Source organism: Alkalicoccus halolimnae (assembly GCF_008014775.2).
Lineage (GTDB): Bacteria > Bacillota > Bacilli > Bacillales > Salisediminibacteriaceae > Alkalicoccus > Alkalicoccus halolimnae.
In genome coordinates, this window is sequence record NZ_CP144914.1 from 430,882 (window position 1) to 452,857 (window position 21,976).

At 45.9% G+C, this 21,976-nt stretch carries 17 protein-coding genes; 9 read left to right on the forward strand and 8 right to left on the reverse strand.

Annotated features, from left to right (window positions below):
* Positions 1–11 precede the first annotated feature (11 nt).
* The 3 genes from FTX54_RS01960 to FTX54_RS01965 are packed head-to-tail and all read right to left on the reverse strand — an operon-like array spanning position 12 to position 3,553.
* Positions 12–1,853 (reverse strand): BglG family transcription antiterminator, encoded by a 1,842-nt coding sequence (locus FTX54_RS01960; RefSeq protein ID WP_147803836.1) that lies wholly within the window; start codon positions 1,851–1,853, stop codon positions 12–14.
* Positions 1,766–2,086 (reverse strand): helix-turn-helix domain-containing protein, encoded by a 321-nt coding sequence (locus FTX54_RS16780; RefSeq protein ID WP_147803837.1) that lies wholly within the window; start codon positions 2,084–2,086, stop codon positions 1,766–1,768. The genes FTX54_RS01960 and FTX54_RS16780 overlap by 88 nt, the downstream gene beginning before the upstream one ends.
* Positions 2,087–2,116: 30 nt before the next feature.
* Complete coding sequence (locus tag FTX54_RS01965; RefSeq protein WP_147803838.1) at positions 2,117–3,553, reverse strand: PTS mannitol transporter subunit IICB; 1,437 nt, start codon at positions 3,551–3,553, stop codon at positions 2,117–2,119.
* 749 nt (positions 3,554–4,302) lie between these two features.
* Here FTX54_RS01965 and glmS point away from each other — a divergent pair.
* The 4 genes from glmS (at position 4,303) to FTX54_RS01985 (ending at position 8,729) form a co-directional block, all read left to right on the forward strand.
* On the forward strand, positions 4,303–6,105 hold the full coding sequence (glmS, locus tag FTX54_RS01970; RefSeq protein WP_147803839.1) for a glutamine--fructose-6-phosphate transaminase (isomerizing): 1,803 nt from the start codon (positions 4,303–4,305) through the stop codon (positions 6,103–6,105).
* A gap of 826 nt (positions 6,106–6,931) precedes the next feature.
* A complete protein-coding gene (locus tag FTX54_RS01975; protein WP_147803840.1) occupies positions 6,932–7,789 on the forward strand; it encodes an AraC family transcriptional regulator in 858 nt (285 codons plus the stop codon).
* Positions 7,790–7,876: 87 nt separating this feature from the next.
* Positions 7,877–8,179, forward strand: coding sequence for an RNA polymerase alpha subunit C-terminal domain-containing protein (locus FTX54_RS01980; protein WP_147803841.1), 303 nt, complete (start codon positions 7,877–7,879; stop codon positions 8,177–8,179).
* A gap of 199 nt (positions 8,180–8,378) precedes the next feature.
* Complete coding sequence (locus FTX54_RS01985) at positions 8,379–8,729, forward strand: DUF2200 domain-containing protein (RefSeq protein ID WP_147803842.1); 351 nt, start codon at positions 8,379–8,381, stop codon at positions 8,727–8,729.
* Between the two features lie 71 nt (positions 8,730–8,800).
* On the opposite strand, the gene FTX54_RS01990 is transcribed toward FTX54_RS01985, so the two are convergent.
* From FTX54_RS01990 to FTX54_RS02005, 4 genes are all read right to left on the reverse strand, one after another.
* Positions 8,801–9,541 (reverse strand): MerR family transcriptional regulator, encoded by a 741-nt coding sequence (locus FTX54_RS01990; protein ID WP_147803843.1) that lies wholly within the window; start codon positions 9,539–9,541, stop codon positions 8,801–8,803.
* 215 nt (positions 9,542–9,756) lie between these two features.
* Positions 9,757–10,743 (reverse strand): alpha/beta hydrolase, encoded by a 987-nt coding sequence (locus tag FTX54_RS01995; RefSeq protein WP_147803844.1) that lies wholly within the window; start codon positions 10,741–10,743, stop codon positions 9,757–9,759.
* A 723-nt stretch (positions 10,744–11,466) separates the two neighbouring features.
* Positions 11,467–12,687 carry an MFS transporter gene (locus FTX54_RS02000; RefSeq protein ID WP_147803846.1) on the reverse strand — a complete coding sequence of 407 codons (1,221 nt, stop codon included), beginning with the start codon at positions 12,685–12,687 and terminating at the stop codon, positions 11,467–11,469.
* 587 nt (positions 12,688–13,274) lie between these two features.
* Entirely contained in the window at positions 13,275–14,090 is an 816-nt protein-coding gene (locus FTX54_RS02005) for an alpha/beta fold hydrolase (protein WP_147803847.1), read from the reverse strand.
* 345 nt (positions 14,091–14,435) lie between these two features.
* Between FTX54_RS02005 and FTX54_RS02010 the strand changes: the two genes are divergently transcribed.
* The 3 genes from FTX54_RS02010 to FTX54_RS02020 all read left to right on the forward strand — a co-directional run bounded on the left by FTX54_RS02010 (position 14,436) and on the right by FTX54_RS02020 (position 18,831).
* Positions 14,436–15,260 carry an MIP/aquaporin family protein gene (locus FTX54_RS02010; protein WP_147803848.1) on the forward strand — a complete coding sequence of 275 codons (825 nt, stop codon included), beginning with the start codon at positions 14,436–14,438 and terminating at the stop codon, positions 15,258–15,260.
* A 454-nt stretch (positions 15,261–15,714) separates the two neighbouring features.
* Positions 15,715–16,911 carry a Fe(3+) ABC transporter substrate-binding protein gene (locus tag FTX54_RS02015; protein WP_246125630.1) on the forward strand — a complete coding sequence of 399 codons (1,197 nt, stop codon included), beginning with the start codon at positions 15,715–15,717 and terminating at the stop codon, positions 16,909–16,911.
* A gap of 282 nt (positions 16,912–17,193) precedes the next feature.
* Positions 17,194–18,831, forward strand: a complete 1,638-nt coding sequence (locus FTX54_RS02020) for an ABC transporter permease (RefSeq protein ID WP_147803849.1) — start codon at positions 17,194–17,196, stop codon at positions 18,829–18,831.
* Positions 18,832–19,092: 261 nt separating this feature from the next.
* Here FTX54_RS02020 and FTX54_RS02025 read toward each other — a convergent pair whose 3' ends face one another.
* Positions 19,093–20,217, reverse strand: coding sequence for a metal ABC transporter solute-binding protein, Zn/Mn family (locus FTX54_RS02025; protein WP_147803850.1), 1,125 nt, complete (start codon positions 20,215–20,217; stop codon positions 19,093–19,095).
* A gap of 748 nt (positions 20,218–20,965) precedes the next feature.
* Between FTX54_RS02025 and FTX54_RS02030 the strand changes: the two genes are divergently transcribed.
* Entirely contained in the window at positions 20,966–21,622 is a 657-nt protein-coding gene (locus FTX54_RS02030; RefSeq protein WP_147803851.1) for an SRPBCC family protein, read from the forward strand.
* Positions 21,623–21,624: 2 nt separating this feature from the next.
* A complete protein-coding gene (locus FTX54_RS02035; RefSeq protein WP_147803852.1) occupies positions 21,625–21,954 on the forward strand; it encodes an ArsR/SmtB family transcription factor in 330 nt (109 codons plus the stop codon).
* Positions 21,955–21,976 lie beyond the last annotated feature (22 nt).

A 21,976-nucleotide genomic window follows, 5' to 3' on the forward strand; every position in this document is an offset into this window, starting at 1 on the left:
CAATCGCTCCTTTAAGATAAATTATTTCGGTAAAGATTTAAAAATTCATTACTCATAAACGTTTTAATGTCGTTTTCCGACCCCGTTTCAAACAGACGGATACTTTCTTTTGTCTGGACGATCATTCCGCTGATAGTGCTCAGCGCAGAAGATTCGACGTTATTCGTATTCTCCGGAGCGAGCATGATTAAAATCCGCTTTACGGAAATAGTCGATCCATCCATTGCTTCAAGCGATTCCGGTTCTTTCCGCTCATAAATAAGGAAGACCGGCTCGTTTACGGAAGAGCTCCTGGTGTGAAAGAGTGCGAGAGCTGTGCCCGGAAGACCGACTCCGGAAAGGTTTTCCCTGATTTTCAGCTTGTCATTAACTTCCTCTGCACTTTTTATCAGCTTTTTATCTTCCAGATAGGTCATCATGTTGTACATACTGTGCCAGATCTCGGTGGAAGTCTCTTCCTGAACAACTTCCACATGTTCGAGAAGCCGGACAGTTGTCATTAACAGATCCCGGAGTGATTCAAGCGTTACATCACTGGGACGGGCAGGAGTTGCAGGGGGGACCGTTTCTTTTCTTTGGAAAACGGCCTTTCTGCTGATATAGCCCTCAATCTGACGGATTTCCTGGTCTGTTAAAAATGGATTGACCTGAATGTAGTCGACCTCTTCCTCTTCAAGCGGAATTGTGGAAATAACAAGATCTGCCGGGCCGATCTCCACCTGCTGCAGATCAAATAAAGATAAAAGGTGAATATCTGTAATAGACGGAAACTCTTTTTGCAGCCTGCTGGCCATCATTTTTGAAGAGCCGATGCCGCTGGAACAGATAACGAAAGCGCGGTAGGTGACGAGCTTTTTACTTCGTTCCAGCGTCGAGCCGAAATGAAGGACGAGAAACCCAATTTCATCATCAGGCACATGAATGTCCGGCGAGATGCGGGCCATACAATTGGAAATTACGTGAAACAACTGCGGATAATTTGTTTGAATATTTTCCAGCAGTGGATTATTAATACGCATCTGCTGGGCCATTCTGTAGAGAGCAGGGGCGAGATGGGCGTGAAGGCCCTGCTCGAGGGAATCATCTTCCGTAAAATCGACCCCGTACTCCTGACTGACATGGCGGATAAGTCTTTTCACGATCATCGTTACATCATATTCGGATTCGGCGTAAGACAGCTTTTCGTGCTGCAGCTTTGCGCCGCGCAGATGCATCGTAATATAGCCGACCTCTTCTTCGGGAAGAGTAGTATGAAAAATCTCTTCCAGGCTTCGGGCCAGTTCTGACGCCAGCTTGAATTCATTAGTTGGTTTCAGCCGGTCAAGAAGCTCCTGTTTCATTTCAATGTTTTCACCTTTTGTAATCCGTTCCATCGCCAGGGCCAGGTGTACGACAAGGGCGATATAGGACGTATCTGCAATAGGGGCAGGAAGAGATTTATTAACTTCTTCTACAGCAGACTCAATTCTCGTCAGCTGTTCATTGCGTACGAAGCCGAGAAGCTGGCTGGAAATCGTATCACTTTTCGTCGTTTCCAGACTGTTGCGTCTTATAAATCGGAGAAGTTCTGTTTCTTCAATATGATTGGAAAGAAGTCCGCTGAGTGCCCTGCGTTTGGCTGCTTCCTCGCCGGTCACCTGCACACCAAACCCGCGCCTTCGGACGAGCGTGAGCTGATAGGCTTCAAGCCACTCTGCTACGTGATCAAGATCACTGCTTACTGTCGCTGTCGTGACGTGCAGATCGGAAGCAAGAGCATGAAGCTTCACCGGTTCAAGCGCTGCGAGAAGCTTATATGTGAGGAGCAGGTGACGCTGTTCAGGGAGGAAATCAAAGTGATGCGACTTCTCCATATCCGCCTGAAACTGTTCGAGGGAAGCGGGGGACCCGACAAGACGGATCCCCTTTCCTGCTTTTTTTCAAGGTGTAGTTCATAAGGTCTCAAAATGGTATCGAAATTGGCAAGGTCGCGGTGAATCGTTCTGTCACTTACGTCAAGTTTCTCTGCTATCCATGAGATGGTGACGCCGTCCGGATGAGCCAGAAGCTCATCCAGAATACGACGGTCACGGGCTGATACATACAAAAGCGTTCACCTCCTTTTTCAAGAGGCCTGTTATGACTGAAGCCTCTCTACGAGCCTGTCATATTCCGGGCTGTTAAGGAAATTATCCACCGAAATATGTTCTGCATCCGGACGCTTCTCTTTCGCACGCGGAGTAAGGTCTTTATGAGTAATGACAATGTCCACGTCTTCAGGCAGGTTACTAATGGAAGTATTCGTCACGTCAATATCAAGTCCTGCTTTTTTAATTTTGTTTTTTAAGATTGAAGATCCCATCGCACTGGAACCCATGCCTGCGTCACAGGCGAAAATGATTCTGTTTACATCTGCAGCTTCTTTCGTCGTTTCACCATCTGCTGCAGCACCGGCACTTCCTGCAGTGAAAGCAGAAGCGACACTGCTTTTCTTGCCTTTCATTTCTTCCATCTTCGTAGCTGCTCCTTCAAGATCTTCTTCTGCAGGAGCCTTCGTTGTTTTCAGAATCAACCCGCCGACAAGGAAGGAAACGAGAGCTGCGATAAATACGCCGCCGAAAACACCGAGGTAATCTGTGCCCGGCGTCATAGCCGCATAGGCAAAAATGCTGCCCGGTGCCGGAGTCGCGCGAAGACCGACGTCAAAAAGGGTAAAGGTGAATATCCCGCTCATACCGCCTGCAATTGCTGCGAGAATAAGCATCGGTCTCATAAGAATATAAGGGAAGTAAATTTCGTGAATACCTCCAAAGAACTGAATGATAATCGCACCCGGCGCCGTACGTTTTGCCGTGCCGCTTCCGAAAATCATCACGGCCAGAAGGACACCGAGACCAGGACCTGGGTTTGTTTCAAGCATAAACAGGATGGATTTTCCCTGTTCGGCTGCCTGATCCAGACCAATAGGACTGAGAATGCCGTGGTTGATGGCATTATTTAAGAAAAGCACTTTCGCCGGTTCAATAATGATACTAGCTAATGGAAGGAGACCTGCCGAAACAATCGCGTTTACACCAGCGGCAAGCGTCTGATTCAGCCCTTCTACAACCGGGCCGATCCCGACCATGGCGAGCAGGGTGAGAATCATCGCGAGAATACCCGCGGTGAAATTATTGACGAGCATTTCAAATCCGGGTTTGATTTTCCCGTCCAAAGATTCGTCAATCTTCTTAATCAGGTAACCGCCGAGAGGACCCATGATCATCGCACCGATGAACATCGGAATGTCGGCACCGACGATGACACCCATCGTAGCAGTGGCACCGACGACGCCACCACGTCCGCCGTAGACGATTTTACCACCGGTGTAACCGATAAGGAGCGGCAGCAGGAAGAGAATCATCGGATCGACAAGCTGGACGAACGTTTCGTTTGGAATCCATCCGTCTGGAATGAACAGGGCTGTAATTAACCCCCAGGCAATGAACGCACCGATGTTCGGCATGATCATACCGCTCAAAAAGGTTCCGAATCGCTGAATTTTCGTGCGGAACGTTGATTTTTGTTCTGCCATAATTATTTCCCCCTTAAATTATTCCGCCTTTAAGCGAAGTTATACTTTAAGAATAGAGCGCTTTCATCGCTGATACAACAAAATCAAAAGCCAATTTCGTCATCAGGTCTCCTGACATAATTTAATAAAGCCCCGTGCCGGAGCTGACAGAGAGGAGTTGAAAAAATGAGTATTATCTGTAACACTGTAGAACGGGAAGCGACCAATACAGTACAGCCTTTCCTTCTAATTCTAAGGACAAGAGCCTGACACACAAACGTTTGTTCCGAAATAACAGCTGTAAGCTTCTTTTTCCAAATTGTTCAAAAAAAAGATTGACCAAGATTAGTCCTATGTAGTATGCTGATTCTATTCAAATACATGAAAGGAGGATAGTCCCAAAAATTCCATATAAAGCGCCTGGACTGCCAGAGAGAGCAGTTGACGAGGAGGAGGTTTATCGAGCATTCGGCGGATGCCTCCCGGTTGCATGTCACAACCGATAAAGAATTACTAAAACCAGCGAGGCGACTCGCTGAACAATCGTTTTTCTTATGACATTCTTCAGCTTTGTTTTTTTGCCGTTATGATTTCCCCTGTGCGTATTCCGTCTTTGGAGCGTTGAAGCAGGCCGAAATCCTGCGGATCTGAACAAAGCTGTTTCATGGTGATAAAGAAAATACCACACTACACTAAATGGATAGAGAATAGGGGCCGCGTGCCCTTATAAAGAGCAGCGTGCCGCCCTATTCCAGGGAGGATATTAACTTATGTGCGGAATTGTAGGATATATAGGAACAGCGGATGCAAAAGAGATTTTACTAAGAGGACTCGAGAAACTTGAATACCGGGGCTATGACTCTGCGGGAATAGCCGTGGCAAACGAAAAAGGCGTGCATGTCTATAAAGAAAAAGGACGCATCGCTGCCCTTCGTGAAGCCGTCGACCCTATGCAGCAAAGCGATGTAGGTATCGGCCATACACGCTGGGCTACACACGGGGTGCCGAGCCAGCTCAATGCCCACCCTCACCAAAGCTCCAATTCCAGATTTACAATTGTTCATAACGGCGTCATTGAAAACTATGAACAGATCCGCCGCGAATTTCTTCCGAACGTGAACATGGTTTCCGATACGGACACAGAAATCATCGTGCAGCTTGTAGAAGTATTTTCAAAAGACGGTCTTTCAACAGAGCAGGCTTTCCGCAAAACGTTAAGCCAGCTTGAAGGGTCCTACGCAACTGCGCTCATTGACGACGAAGACCGGGAAACGATCTATGTCGGTAAAAATAAAAGCCCGCTGTTAATTGGGTTGAGCGACGGCGTAAACGTTGTTGCAAGCGATGCAATGGCAATGCTGCAGGTAACGAACGAATTTGTGGAAATTGAAGATAAAGAAGTTGTTATCGTAACACGTGGAGAGGTGCAGATTAAAAAGCTGAACGGGGAAGAAGTAGACCGTGATTCTTACATTGCAGAAATTGATTCCACGGATATCGAAAAAGGAACCTATCCTCACTTTATGCTCAAAGAAATTGAAGAACAGCCGTTTGTGATGCGTAATATCATTACGAAATATAAAGACGAGCACGACAACATCAAGCTCGATGAAAACGTCCGCAATGCTGTGACGGCGGCCGACCGCATCTATATTATTGCGGCAGGCACAAGCTACCACTCCGGACTTGTCGGTAAAGAACTGATCGAAAAAATTGCCAACATCCCGGTAGAAACGCATATTGCCAGCGAGTTTCTTTATAATATGCCGCTGCTCAGCAAAAAACCACTCTTCATTTTCATTTCCCAGAGCGGCGAAACAGCCGACCTGCGCGGGGTGCTCGTGAATGCGAAGAATATGGGACATCCGTCTCTTACGATTACAAACGTACCCGGATCAACCCTTTCCCGCGAATCGGACTATACGCTTCATACGTATGCAGGTCCTGAAATAGCGGTAGCATCAACGAAAGCCTATACGGCTCAGATGGCTGTCATGGCAATTCTCGCTGTGGACGCTGCGAGAGCAGGCGGTGTAACGATCGAATTTGATCCGCTCCAGGAACTTGCGATCGTAGCCAATGCGATGGAGATCTTCACAAATCAAAAAGAAGAAATGGAAGAAGTAGCACGTAACTACTTAAGTGTTTCCCGGAACTGTTTCTTCATCGGCCGTTCGATGGACTACCACGTCTGTCTGGAAGGTGCCCTTAAACTGAAAGAAATTTCCTACATTCAGGCTGAAGGTTTTGCCGGCGGAGAGTTGAAGCACGGCACGATTGCGCTGATCGAAGAAGGTACTCCGGTTATCGGACTTGCCACGCAAAAAGGGGTAAGCCTGAATATCCGCGGCAACATGAAGGAAGTGGTGGCACGCGGAGCGAACCCATGCTTTATCAGTATGGAAGGGTGCGAGCACGAAGAGGATAAAATTGTGATGCCTAAAGTGCATGAATATTTAACGCCGCTCGTGAGTGTCATCCCAATGCAGCTTATTTCCTACTATGCAGCGCTTCACCGCGGCTGTGACGTAGATAAGCCGAGAAACCTTGCTAAAAGTGTAACTGTAGAATAGAAACAGCACGATCTGGTTGTTGCCGGGTTGTCTAAATAAAGCCACGATATTTACCCCTTTAGATATGATTTGTCTAAAGGGGTATCTTTTTGTCAGCTGTGTTAAAGGTTGTGGCTCTTAAGCATATAAAAGAAATCGTTCCTGTTCTTTATCATTTACAGTCTGCTTCTTCTCTTAAAAATCCGCAGTAACAAACATGGCCAGTTTGAGATAATGAGTTTATTTTAGATTTACTGGAAAATATAGCTTCATACCACCAAGGCTGCGTAAGAGCCCCGTAGCTTTAACAGAGACCCTCATGCAGGATTGCTGCACCATGATGGATAAAATTTTCCTTTAATAGAAAGCTCTGTTAAAGCAGTCTGTTGTTGATATATAAGAAAACTTCGCTACAACCCGGCAGGCCTGCCGTGGAGGAGATCTCCAGCTTCCTCAGGCTTACGCCCTGCGGGATCTTCCAATCTCCTTCTTCCACAGGCGTCCGCCGGTTTCCGCTTCGTTTTCATTTTCTAATACAGAAAGCCCGCTTGTTGAATCAAGAATGTACCAAGGTAGAAACCAGTGCCAAGGTGATTTTTCAAGACGCCTGCGGAAAAAGAAAGCGGGAAGATCCTCCCGGACGTCAGGGAGGAAGGGATTAGCTGAGGCCGGCCCTGAACCCCCATGGAAACAAAGACTGTCGTTTACAGAAGAGGAAGCTGAGGATGAAATTCATATATAGTTCTTAATCAGATGATTTGTCTGATATAATACTGTCCAAACAGAGCACAATAGAACAGGAACATGGCCGGTTTTTAATTTATAATTTAGTTAAGGAGTTGGAAGTATGGCGCTGATTGAATCTTTGCAGAAGGCGATCGACTACATGGAAGAACATCTGCTGGAGTCTCTTTCCATAGAAACGATTGCCCGTCAGGCAAGTGTCTCTCCCTATCATTTTCAACGGATGTTCATGATTCTGACCGATTATTCTGTCGGCGAATATCTTCGTGGCCGCCGTCTGACTTTAGCTGCAAAAGAATTATCCAGCTCAGACAGTAAAGTTATTGATCTGGCGTATAAGTATGGCTACGAAACTCCTGAAGCTTTTTCAAAAGCTTTTCGTAAACAGCATGGTGTCAGTCCAAGTAAAGCGCGTAAAGGAAGTGGGCAGCTGCAATCCTATAACCGTCTGACGATTCAGGTTAATTTGAGAGGAGCAGAACCGATGAACTATAAGATCATTGAAAAAGAGGCGTTTCAAGTTGTTGGTATCAAGCGGGAGTGTCCGTGCGGGGAGACAGGTGAAGTCAGTGGAATTGCTGAACTATGGGAGGAAGTCAATGCAGATGGAACGGCAGATAGACTGGTTCAGTTAATAAATGGTGAAATCAACGGGTTACTGGGGATCACGAACAACTACAGTGAAGAGAAGGAAACGGTGGACTACTGGGTGGCAGCGGAGCACAGCGGGGAAGTGCCGGGCGATTTCACCGCTATGACATTGCCCAGTTCCAGGTGGGTTATTTTTGAAGTGACTGGATCTGCTCCAGTCGCTATGCCGGAAGCGTGGAATCAGATTTACACGGAATGGATTCCGTCAAACGGGTATGAAGTAGCCGATATCCCGGCGGTCGAAGCCTACACGGATCCCGATTCCTATAAAGACGATTCATCCAATCAAATATGGCTTGCCGTTAAGTAAAAGCATTGTAAAAAGAGAGTTGCTGCATTACGAAATCTGTAAACAAAACCTTAACATCTGATGAATAGACGAGGAGGGATGGAATATATGGCAGCTGCTGAAAAAACGCTGCGAACGTGCGAGCAAGGACATAACTACTACAAGAGCATTGATTGTCCAACTTGTCCAGCATGTGAGCAGGAAAAGAAACCCGACAGTGGATTCCTGTCTCTGCTTTCCAATCCTGCCAGGCAGGCATTGGAACATGAAGGGATTACGACTTTACAAAAACTTTCGAAATGCACCGAACGCGAGATTTTGAAGCTTCACGGAATGGGACCACGCTCTATGCCCACTCTTAGAAATGAACTGCAGTCAAAGGGGCTGGCATTCAAGCCTGGAAAAAAGTGATGCTGAACGAAAGGCAGACAGAAAAGCGGGAATGGTCGGCAGCTGAACTTTTCACGAATCGGGTTTTTACAAAAAAGCAGGGCCTGCCAGAAGCGTCCTGCTTTTTGCATTTAACCCTGTTTTTTCTGATAGAAATCTGCATTGTTTCCACGTATTTATCATTATATGGTGAACAAAATCAACCGAGCGGTGGTGTCTTATGGCCAAACACAGAATTTATACAACAAGTTTTGCAAGTGTCTATCCCCACTATATTAATAAAGCAGAGAAAAAAGACCGTACGAAAAAAGAAGTGGATGAAATTATTTGTTGGATGACGGGATATAACGAGGGAGAGTTAGAATCGCAGCTGGAAAAGAAGACGGATTTTGAGACTTTCTTTTCGGAAGCTCCCCAGTTGAATCCTTCGCGTCATTTAATAAAAGGAGTGATCTGCGGTGTCCGGGTGGAAGACATCGAAGAACCGACGATGCAGGAAATCCGCTATCTGGATAAAATGATCGACGAGCTGGCAAAAGGAAAAAAGATGGAGAAAATTTTGCGGAAATAGCATTTGAAAATGAAAACGGCTGGTTACAGAAGTGGCAAAGAATTATGAAGTTCAACATATACAGCTTCTTTTTATTTTTGATTAACCGCAAAAATCTTCATCGCCTCACTCATAAATTCCGCTAAGCCTTTCCCGTGTTTATCGATGTTTTTCGTGAAGCGTTCATCGTCAATATAGAGCTGCCCTAAACCATAAAACATATCAGGAGAATAGCTGCTGAAGTTATGATTTAAAAACTCATACCATTCCTTGATTGTTTCTTGTACTTCTCTGGATTCAGGAGGCTGCTCCCGGAGATCAGCAAGTTTATTTAAGATCATGTCCCATCTTTCAGATAAATCTGTTTGTTCGTCCTGAGACATTTTTCTTAACTTTTTATCCGCCGTATCTACATAGGAATCGCCCCAGCGTTCGCGGGCTTCCTGTTCATACGGATTATCCTGAAAATTAATCCCTTCAAATTTCTCTTCATTTGTCATCTCGATTTCTCCTCTTCCACTTTTAATTGTTTTGTCTATGGTGACAATCATCTTATCGAGCCTCTTTCGTTTCTCCACGAGCATTTTCCTCTGTAAAATCAATGCTTCCTGCCGGTTAAAAGAAGAACTGCTGATTATTTTTTTAATCTCCTTTAAAGAGAAGCCAAGCTCTTTAAAAAACAATATCTGCTGCAGCATTTCAATGTTTTCTTCCGAGTAAAGCCGGTAGCCGGATTCGGTTATTTCCTCCGGCGGAAGCAAGCCGATCTCGTCATAATGATGCAAAGTGCGGACACTGATACCGACCAGGTCAGCCACTTCTTTAATTTTCACAGCGAATTCGTCCACCTCCCTTTAACTGTTACTATAAAGTATCACGCAGCGTCAGAGTCAATATAAAAGAGATATATAATTACGGAATGAAAATAGCATCAGCAAGTCTGCTGTGCACTGAAAATCACTGCAAATAACCCCTGCGGACAAAACGTCCGTCAGAGGTAATTTTTCATTTAGGATTTGTCAGTGATCTTCGTTTTTAACATTTTAAATTATGGAGAAGTTAACCAGGCAGCTATTTCTTCATGAGACTGTTCATTGTGAATGGGACCGAAATGGGATAGGTCATTTAATAGAATGATCTCTGCCTGCTCCTGTACGTTAAAAACTTTTTCATATTTTTCTGCATGAAATGATTCGTCTTCCCGGCCTGCTACGACGAGCACTTCGTCATTCATAGAAGCAATATCTTTTTCATATTCATTCCCGGGATGCATAGACACCTGCAGACGATAATCGTACGTTAAAGTTTCTGTGCCATCCCGGTATTCATCCGGCATGTTAAAGGAAATAACATCCGTATCATTCATATGACCTATACCTGCCTGGTTTAACATGGATAAACCAATCATACGCGGCACGCTGACGTTCGCCCATCCGCTTTCACTGCTGTTATTCGTTGGAGCGTTGTGATGAATATAGGGGGCCAGTAATAAATATTTATCAACAACATCATGAGGGGAACCGCCTCCTGCTGTCCTTATGACGGTACCGCCGCCACTGGAATGTCCGCCTAATACGATGGATTGATCCGGGTGGCGTTTATTTACGAGCTGAATGAAATCCTGGATGTCATGCTCAATCTGACCGATGTAATCAATGGTGCCGCGTCTTTCTGGATTTGCTCCGTGACCTCTGAAGTTTGGGGTATAAACAGAGGATACATTCTCATTTGCCAGATAATTTGCTAAAGGTTCCAAGTATCTGCTGTGATAGCCTGAACCATGTAATAAAATAAGAATCTGATCCGCACTGGATTCATAATGACGATACGTTAACGGAGTCCCATCCCTGGCTTCGTATTCTTTGAGTTCAGGCAGCGCCTTTTCATCTGTTTTAACCTGTTCAAAATTTAAGTTTTTCATTTCCCCGGAAGGCTGTTCTACTTCGCTGAAAAATAAAAGGCCGTATGCAAGACATAAATAAATGCCTGCAGAACTAACTACGGAAATGACAAGTGTTTTAAAGATTTTCTTCAATATGAAAGCCCCCTTACCACGTGTCAAAGAATCCATAAAAAGCTGTGTCAAAGTCTGTTGTTGAGACATGTGGAAGACTCCGCTTCAGCTCTGCCATGGAGGAGCTCTCCGGGTGGGTCTGTCTCCTGCGGGATCTTCCAATCTTCTTCTTCCAAAGGTATGTTTCCGCTTCGTTTTTCTTCGCGGAAAGAGAAGTCCTTCTGCTCTTCATGAAGCATATTTTTCATTCCGTAAAACCGGTAGACGCCTGCGGAAGAGCCGCAGGCCTTCCAAAAACAGTACGGAGCTTGAACAGAGCCACTCATGCAGGATCGCTGCACCATGATGGATGAAAATAGCCTTCTACAGGAATGGAGCTTTCCCTTTATACAGGTGGAAGAAAAAATGGTCAGAAGGAGTCTTCTTTATATGGAAACGAAAACGCCCGCTTATCGCTTATCTGCTATATTTTCAAGGCAGCTTTTAAATAAACGTACAGATATAAGTATTTTCGGGGGTAGGAGATTTCTGCTTTAAACCTTTTTATATAACGGGTGGATAGGGCAATGGTATCATATAGTGCTTCTGAACATAAAATATTAACTGAATTTTTAAAATATTAATGCTGAATTATTGTTTTTTACTGAGGAAATTTATTTTCAACCAGCAGAAGTTCTTAAAACAATTCCAGTCTGATGCCTGCTTTTTAAAGAAAATAATACATTTCGTATATTACGTATTTTATTACCGGCTGTTTTTTCGAGTGACCCAGAAGATGCCGGGTACTATCAGCATAGCCGCAACGAGGGCATATAATTGTGCTGTGTTCAGCACGGCGAAGAGCAGGTAGGCGAGGAACGGGCCGGCAGCAGCACCGATGTCCTGCAGTATGGACAAGTTCGTCATCACCTTCACCCTCGATGAAGAATCAGGCTGGTCAGCGGCTTTCGTCAAAATAAAAACTTCCAGAAAAACAGCACTGAGCTGGAGAACGACGACGATTAAAAGAAAGGTAATCAGTTGATCGGCAAGTCCGGAAAATAAACTGGAAAGAGAAGCTGTAATCAGAAACGAGCCTAAAAGAAAGGATCTGCGCCGTGTCTGATCAATGATTCTTCCAGCCAGCGGGGATAAAATCGGCTCGAGAAGTCCCCGGAATAACTGAAGAAAGCTTGAGACCGCTGCCGCGCCGAGGGAAAGGGACAGGACATCGAAACTTCCGTCCAGCACATTTTCCACGAGCAGAGGCAGGGTCGATTTTAATACGCCGTCAAAGGTAATTGTAAGCAGGACAGCGGTAACGAAAATAGCTGCAAGTCCCGCCTTATTTTCAACGGGGACCTTTTGTACTTCTGCTGGACTGCTGGAACTGCTCTCAGATACGGTTAAGCGGCCGTTCATCAGCAGTACAAAGGGAAAGACTGCAAACGTTAATACCGCAAACAGGGTAAGCACAAAAGTGATGCCGAACGGTTCGATCATCAAAGCTCCAGCTGCCATTCCAATGAGGGCGCCGACTCTCGTTATTCCTTTATGCAGGCCGAAAAGGTAGCCCCTGTCCTCATTGTTGGACCACTGCGGGATCGCAAAATAAGCGCCCAGTCTGAAGAAAGTCCAGGCGGCTCCCCATAGACACCGGGCAGCAAAAAGTAGAACAAAGCCCTGCAGCCAGCCATATCCGAGCGTTGTCAGTACGGCAAGTGAAAGGGCAGCAGCAAACCCCATTCGAAAGGATATATGGTGATACAGCTTTGCGATAATCGGGTTAAGCGGGATGCGGATAAAACGATTGACGGAGAGAAGCACGCCGATCTGCCAGTACGCGGTTAATCCCATCTCCTCCCAGTATAAAGGCAGGATGACATACATCAGTCCGTCTCCCAGTAGAGAGAGGGCTGTGATGATTCCCATGATGCGAACTTGACTGCGAACGGAAAGACTTCCCGCTTTTATACGGGCGATCATAATAAACGTGTTCCGGCTTGTGTGATCCGTTCCGGAAGGCTGCCCGGTTTAATGATTGCGAAAAAAGGGATATGTGCTACGGTCCATCACGTCCTTCTAATAAAATGAATGGTGTTTGACTATTATTATAGGGAGGTTTTATTAAGGTACAATTAATTTTCCTTAAAGCTTATGGAGGAGGAGAATTATTTAATAGAAGCGTGGAAAAAGACAGCGCAGGTAGAAAAATCCTTGCAAATGAAGAAGTCCATTCGGTGTCAGACATGACAACAGCCGGTAATCATAATCATGAAGGGGTTATAACACTCTTTCCCTGGTGTTACGAAAGCAGGCATGATGACGCTTTATAAGGTCGTCATCGTGCCTGCTTTTTTCTTGTTTTATGGAAACTTATATAAATTCAGAATGGAAATTTTGTAAAAACAAACTGTCGATTGAAGCGAAAGGGAGCAGGTCCGGTGGGATGGAGCAAATTCTTGACGGATTCAGAAGGGGGTTAAAACCAGCCCTGCGGAAAGTGTCCGCCTGAAGTGAACAGTATTCTCGAATTTAGAACGAACGGGAATTGGCAGGAGCAGGTATTTATTTTAAGACGAAGCGAAACGGAGCAGGTGAGCGAGTAAAGTGGCAGGCTGGTCCTCCTGTACTAAGTGACCTGCTTCCGGCACAGAAATAAAGAGCGAGTCCGGGATCGCCTGATGCAGCTGTCTGCCTTTCTCTATCGGAATCCAAGTATCCTCCTCTCCCCAGATTAATAAAGCCGGCACCTGGATGTGAGGATAGCTTTCTTCTATTTCATCTGTGAATGTTTGGTCTGCCTGGGCAATCTGCCGGTAGAAAGCAGCCTGTCCTTCTTTTCCTGACCAAGGAGCTTTAATGCCGCTAAGCGTCTCTGCGTTCATCTCCTTAAACATCGCACTCTGCACATAAGCAGAGACGATCGAATCATGAATGTAGGAAGGAATCCCGCGGAATGCCTTCTCATACTCGTTTACATGAGAAAAGAAGGGGGAGCCCCATGGTCCGACAGCAACTGGATCTATGAGTATCATTTTCTTAAATGGCCAATTGTTTAATAAATGGGTGCGGAGCACAGTTGTTCCTCCAAAATCATGACCGATCATAACAGGGTTTTCCATTTTCCAATGGGTAAGCAGCTCGTGAAGGACTTGATTCTGTATGCCGAGTGAAACATTCTCCCCTTTTTCTGATAATCCGTAGCCGGGCAGATCATAATAGTAGACGGTAAACCATTGGCTGAGACCCGGTATAATATGCCGCCAGTTAAAGGAAGACCAGGGCGTGCCGTGCACTAATATTAAAGGAGGGCCCTCCCCGGAAATTCCATACTTCACTTCGCCGTAATTCGAACGAAACGATTTATTAAGAGAATAATTGTTCATAAAGAACCTCCTTTATATAGTTTTTTGAGACGTCTGCGGAATGTGTGGAGATCCTCCCGGACGTCAGGGGAATCGCATGTTTTCTTCTCTCTATATTAGTCCTGTTCTTCCGAAGTATAAAAGATAATCCCCGTTTTTTCGGTGAAAATAGGTCTTAGGACATGTTCTATGGTACGTTTGACACCGTTTTCAAAAAATGATAGTCTCATAAATAAGTTAATATTCAGGCCGAGATACGGAGTGAGCCGCGCACAGAAAGACAGTCCCTCAGTTGGGATCTGCCGCTGTGCGCGTTTTTTATGTCCAAAATGCCTCTCGGCCGCAAATCTGAAGGAGGAGATAGCAATGTCGGTGTATATTGCAGAGATTATTGGGACGATGATACTGATCATTTTCGGCGGCGGTGTAGTAGCAAACGTCAATTTGGAAAAATCAAAAGCTCAGGGAGGCGGCTGGATCGTGGTCGCTTTCGGGTGGGGGTTTGCCGTAGCAATGGCGGTCTATGCGGTTGGTCAGTACTCCGGGGCCCACATCAATCCGGCCGTGACGCTTGGGTTTGCCTCTGTAGGGGAGTTTGACTGGGCCCTCGTACCGGGCTATATCGCCTCCCAGGTTTTCGGTGCGATGATCGGCGGTATGATCGTCTATGCCCATTTTAAGGATCATTTCAAAGAAACCCCCGATGCTAATGTAAAGCTGGGGGTCTTCTCGACAGATCCGGCGATTCCAAACCGGTTCTCCAATTTTTTGACGGAATTTATCGGAACCGCTGTCCTTGTCGGCGGACTGCTCAGCATCGGTGCCAACGAATTTACGGAAGGGCTGAATCCGCTGATCGTCGGTTTTCTGATTACCGCGATTGGACTTTCACTCGGGGGACCGACGGGCTATGCCATCAACCCGGCTCGTGACCTCGGTCCGCGGATTGCCCACATGCTCCTGCCCATCCCCGGCAAGCGCGATTCCAACTGGGGATACGCACTGATTCCTATCTTCGGTCCGATCTTCGGAGGGATTTTCGGTGCTATGATGTACCGCTCTTTCTTCCTCGAAGAAGGGTTTACGGCTTTCGGTGTTTTTACAGGCGTTACGATCGTCGTTCTCGCTGCTCTGCGTTTCACGACGAAGCGGCATGAGCCGATGGCTGGTAATCCGGATGTGGAAAACTAAAGAAGAGTGGGTGGTGCTCCAATGTTAATATGCCCAAAAAATCAGTATTGTTTCATAAAACAGCAGAGTCCAAACTCTGTGGGAGATATTTTCTGAGAAAAAGAAGAATTCGATGGAGGATAAAAAAGCATTCATGCCGGGTTCCCGGCGTGAATGCTTTTGCATCGGGCAGAGTCACTTCCGCTCGGGAAGCCATATCTAAATTAAATCCATTTTTAAGCAGCTGTTCTACGTTTATTTCCGAACGTTGTGAAGGATTTCCATGTTCGGAAATCCTTTTCTCACAGCGGCTCACGAAATTGGTTCACATAAAAAAACATTAATCTAATAAAGATTGTAAATCTCATTGACAATGATTCTCATTTGCAGTAGTATTGCTTTTAGAGCTTCATTGATAATCGTTATCAATTATCCAGCTTTAAAACCATACATACTACTAGGGGGAAATAACAGCATGAAAAAGTACAGGAAAGTGTTTTTATTCAGCGTAGCGGCTCCAATGTTATTTACAATAGCAGCATGCGGAAGTAATGACGGGGCGGAAGAGAACGACGGAGCTTCTGAGAATACCTCTGGCAATGAAGCGTCCAACGAAGAAGCATCCGGTGAAGAAAATGCAGAAGCGGATGAAGAAGCAAGCGAAGAGAATGCAGACACGGAAGAAACAGCCAATGAAGAGAATGCAGCAGATGGTGACGCAGGGGAAGTGAATCTTTATACGAGCCGTCACTATGACACCGACCGGGATTTATACGATCAGTTCACAGAAGAAACCGGCATTGAAGTCAACGTCATTGAAGGCGAAGGCGATGAACTGATTGAGCGTATCAATATAGAAGGCGAAAGTACAGAAGCTGATGTCTTCATCACTGCGGATGCGGGAAATCTCTACACAGCAAAAGAAAATGAATTACTGCAGGAAGTGGAGAGTGAGACACTGACCGAAAATGTACCGGAAAATCTTCGTGATGTTGATAATCAGTGGTTCGGCCTCACGAAACGTGCCCGCGTTATCGTTTATAATGAAGAAACGGTGGATCCGGAAGATTTAAGTACGTATGAAGCTCTTACAGAACCGGAGTGGGAAGACAGCATAGCGGTTCGTTCATCAGACAATATGTATAATATTTCGCTGCTTTCTTCTTTAATTGAGATAAATGGAGAAGAAGAAGCAGAAGAATGGGCGCAGGGTATCGTAGACAATATGGCAAGAGATCCTCAGGGAGGGGATCGTGACCAGGCAAAAGCGATTGTAGCTGGTGAAGGTGACGTTGCCATTATGAATACTTATTATATCGGCGGTATGCTCGAATCAGAAGATCCTGAAGAGCAGGAAGTAGCAGAATCTGTCGGCGTATTCTTCCCTAACCAGGATACAACAGGAACACATATTAACATCAGTGGTGCCGGCGTAACGAACCATTCACAAAACGAAGAAAATGCTCAGGAATTTATTGAATTTCTTTCAGGTGAAGATGCCCAGGGAAGTTTTGCTGAAGCAAATAACGAATACCCTGTAAATGAAAACGTGGAGTGGACCGAGCTTCTGGAATCATGGGGTGAATTCGAAGAACAGGATATTAACTTATCTGTACTAGGTGAAAACCAGCAGGAAGCGATCCGTATATTCGACCGTGTCGGCTGGCAGTAAGAGATAGTCTAAAAAGGTCTCTTTAAAAGAACTGGGAGGCCGGGCTGAAGTCACGAAAAAGCCGGACAAACGATAAAAAAGCCTGTCAGACGGAATTTGTCTGACAGGCTTTCGTCCGTGTGAAGCGGGAATACCATTTTACAGGGAAATTTCTTTTCCACTGCTCAGAACGTAACTTCTTTCATTTGACTATGATTTTCGGTATAATCCTTGGGAGCGTTCAATCTCTTCCACTGCTGAATAGAATAGATTGATTGAATTTTTCATCAAGGGTGTGTCATCATGGGACGGATTAAACGATTACGAAAGTATTTAGACATCTGGACAGTATTGAGCCTGTTTTTTATATCCATTATCATTATTCCAAATTTATTAATAGGCTTTAACCTGTTTACAGAAGCCAACGAAAACTGGCAGCATATAAAAGACTATCTGCTTCAGGAATATATTACAAACTCGGTGCTGCTGATCGTTTTTACAGCTGCGGCGACGATGATTATTGGAACCAGTTTAGCGTGGCTTGTCACAAATTACCGCTTCCCGCTGAAGAATTTCTTTTCATGGGCGCTTATTCTGCCGTTGGCTATTCCGGCCTATATCGGGGCATATGCTTATCACGGCATAGTCAATTACACGGGGGTCATTCAGGCCACATTAAGAAACAGATTCGATATAGAAGTAAACCAGGCGTACTTTGATATTACGAATATCCCTGGAGCGGTGTTTATTTTTACGCTGTTTCTGTTTCCATACGTGTATGTAATTACAAAGGGATTTCTCGAGAGACAGTCAGCCTCCCTCTTTGAAGATGCACGGCTTCTCGGGAGCGGCCCTTTTAATACCTTTTTTAAAGCAGGTCTGCCGCTTTCCCGTGCGGCGATCGTAGGTGGAGTAGTTCTCGTGATCCTGGAAGTACTTAACGACTACGGTGTCGTCAGTTATTTCGGTATCCAGACGTTCAGTACCGCCATTTTCAGAACGTGGTACGGGATGCAGGACCTTGATTCTGCGATGAAACTGGCGGGCATACTCATGTTTCTCGTTATTATTATTCTTGTTCTGGAGCGGCTCATCCGCGGCCAGAAAAATTACAGTTTCTCCTCTGCGAACGTTCGGCCTGTGGAGCCGCAGGAGGTAAAAGGAGTAAAGGGCTGGCTGATTTTCTCTTACTGCTTTTTCATCTTCAGTCTGGCTTTTATCATTCCGATGGCGCAGCTGGCTTACTGGGCGATGCTCACTTATGAAAAAGTAATCACAATGGAGTTTATTACTCTCATATTCAATTCCGTGTTTGTCGCAACAATTACGGCGGTTATCATCGTCTTTATTTCGTTAATAGTAGGCAATTATACCCGTCTTCACAAGGGATTAGGCCCGAAAATTATATCACGGGTTATTATTCTCGGTTATTCCATTCCTGGGGCAGCGATCGCCATTGCAGTGATAACTTTGTTTATATCCATTGATGGTTTCCTCGGTTCGATCTCTTCTCTGCTGAATCTGGACGGGGCAATTGTATTAAGAACTACGCTCGTGATGCTTATTTCCGCCTATATTATTCGATTTATGGCAGTAGGCTATAACGCTATAGAAGCGGGTTTCGAAAAAATTGGTACAACCTTTACAGAGGCTTCAAGAGGACTCGGCTTTTCGACAATTAAAACGTTTTTTAAAGTTGATATCCCTCTTTTGAGAGGTGCTATCTTCGGAGGATTTATTCTCGTATTTGTCGATATCCTGAAAGAGCTTCCTCTGACATTATTCCTGCAGCCGTTTAACTTTTCCACACTTGCCACTCAGGCTTACCGTTTCGCCAACGATGAGATGGTTCATGAAGCTGCACTGGCATCAATTTTGATCGTGATCGTCAGCGGCTCATGTATCTATTTCTTCCACAGATTTTCACAAAAAGACTTGTAACAGAAAAGCCGGGTGGACAGCGTGATTACGTCATGCTGCCCACCCGGCTTTTATAGTATTCATTTCCCTGCTTTATTTTCAAGGCAGCCTGAAAATAAAATGTAAGGAGAGGCTGTCTCAAAAGATATATCGAGACAGCCTGGAAAGCAAGTGCGGAGCCGGATAAGTTGTTAAAAAGCCTGTTAGACAGGAATTTGTCTAACAGGACTTTGTCCGTGCGAAGCCGTGCCCCTGTCCTTATGGGTCAGCTCCTTTTAAAGCCTACCGCAGTGCGGTATTCAGGCTTTCCAGATTCTGCTCCATCAGGGAGAAGTAAGTTTCCTCATTTTCCACATCTTCTTCAACGAGTACTTCCAGGTTGTGAAGCTCCAATGCCTCGGCACCAACTTCTTCACGCACTGTTTCTGTGATGTTTTCAGGAATATTCTGCTCAAACATAACATAATTAATGTCGTTCTCATCCATAAACGCCATCGTTTCCTCTAACTGCTGAATCGAAGGCTCGTTGGAAGGGGAAAGCCCGGCAATACCGAGCTGATGAACGCCATATTCTTCTTCCCAGTAGCCGTAGCCTGCGTGGGAGACAACGATAGTGTCGTTCGACATGTTTTCAGAGAGCTCGGTAAACTGCTCATCCAGCTCTTCCAATTGCGTAAGCACCTCTTCATAGTTTTCTTCAAAGGTGTCCGCTTCATCCGGATTGACTTCGCTCAGCGCATTTTTAATATTTTCTGCCTGTTCGGCTGCGCGCATCGGGTCAAGCCAGACATGTGCATCTTCTTCGGCATGTCCGTGCTCGTCATTATTGCTGTTATTATCATCATGATCATGGTCCTCTTCATCGTTGTGATTATTATTGTCATGATCGTTGGCGTCATTATGGTTGTCATTATCATCGTGACCATGGTCGTCATCGTGGTTATTATCATCGCCGTGATCGTCTTCAATTCCGTGACTGTAGGAAATCAGCTCGATACCTTCTGAAGCTGTCACCATGTCAACGTCCTGGCCGCTGACCGCTTCCTGCACACTTTCTGTAAAACCTTCAAATCCTGCCCCGTTATAAATGAACAAATCAGCCTCTGCGATTTCAATCATCTGACTGGAGGAGGGGTCAAACGTATGGGCGTCCACACCGACTGGGACGATATTTTCCACCTCAACATGATCTCCGCCGATTTCTTCTGCGAAGTACTGAAGAGGGAAGAGGGTCGTTTTAACAACAACCGGCTCCTGGTCACCGGCGGCTTCCGCCTCATTGTTCTGTTCGTCAGGAGTTGTATTGTTTCCGGCGTTGCCCTCATTATTTGTCGTATCTTCATTGCTTCCGCACGCTGCAAGAAGAACAGCGGAGAGCACAATCATCGATAAAGATGTTTTTTTCATTTGTCTTACCCCTTTCGTAACGATTACGTTCTGCATAATTAGTAGTATACGGATTATTAAACAGTTTGTAAATCATAATAATTACGATTAACGTAAATTTTATGTCGTTTTTTTAAGAAGAGGAAGAGTGGACGTTTTCGAAAGGGAAAGATGTCCTGGATCGAAAACTTCCGGAGAATGGGTTCCGTCTGAAGACCAGTTTTTTTAAGGTTATCATTCGCGAAATTAAGCTGAAGATCCTCCCGGACGCAAGGGAAGCCGCATGCTTTCTCCGAGGCAGGCGGAGGAGCCGCAGGCATGCCAAAAACAACACGGAGCTTTAACAGAGACACTTATGCAAATATTTTTACACCATGAAGCATGAAAATGCCCTTTTACAAGAATAGAATTTCTATCTATAAAGGTGGTATGAAAGATGTTCAAGAAAGGATCTTCTTTAGTAGGTGGCAGATACTTCTCTATCTTTTTACCGTAAGCTGGAGTGGACATGGCGCGACTCCGGGGCGAAGGAGGACGAGCCGAAGATCCATTCCGCACGACCGCAGGGAGGAAGGGAATAGCTGAGGCCGGCCCGCCCGGAAAGCGTCCCCATGGAAACGAAAGCGCACGTTCATTGCTTCAATACTTTATTTTCAATGCAGCCATTCTATAAACAGGTCTTTCTTAATATTGACAGATTCTTCATTATATAAGATTATACTTGTATAAGTACAAACTTATAAAACTTCACAAGAAAGGAATGGTACGTATGAAGCCGCATGAAACGGGAATTGATTTTGAAACGTCGCTGGGAGCGGTAACCCGCAGTGTGTCGGAACTTGAGAAGGAAGGGGAGACGCTGCGCAGTGTTACGCTGGAACGGTCATACAATACGACGGCAGAGGACCTGTGGGATGCAGTTACAAATCCCGAGCGGCTCGAACGGTTTTTCGCTCCTGTCAGCGGAGAGCTGCAGCTCGGGGGCCGATATCAGATTGAAGGAAACGCAGATGGCAAGATCACGGCATGCGAGCCGCCGGAGTTTTTCGGGGCCACGTGGGAATTCGGAGGCGGTATGAGCTGGATCGAAGTCCGCATCAGCCGGGATGGGGAGAAGAGATCCCGGCTTTCCCTGTCCCACCTCTGTCCGGTAGATGAACACTGGGAGAAATTCGGACCGGGAGCAGCTGGTGTCGGATGGGATTTGAGTCTGCTTGGTCTGGAGGCGCACCTAGCGGATATTGCTTTTGATCGTACGGACGGGCACGCTCTGATGGTTTCCGAGGAAGGAAAGGCCTTCATGATTGGTTCCAGTAAAGACTGGGGCCGGGCCGCGGCTGCCTTTGGAGAAGACCCTGCTCAGGCCAAAGCTGCGGCAGAACAGACAACGGCGTTTTATACGGGTGAAGAAACTCAGGAGGGCTGACGATGCATGCGTTCGATGTTCTCGGTGACCCGGTGCGGCGCCGCATCCTGGAACTGCTCGCGGCGGGCGAGCAGCGTTCCGGTAATATCGTGGAAGTGATTCAACACGAGTTCGGTATCACGCAGGCGGCTGTCTCGCAGCATCTGCGTATCCTCCGCGAAAACGGTTTTGCCAGCGTACGAATCGATGGAGCCCGCCGCATTTATTCGGTGGACGGCCGGGCTCTTCGGGAAGTGGACGAGTGGCTCAGCCGCTTCCGTTCCTTCTGGGAACCGAAGCTGGACGCACTCGATACGGAAATTGCAAGGGGAAAGAAAAAGGATAAAGGCTGAATAAACCTTCAGGCAAATAGTT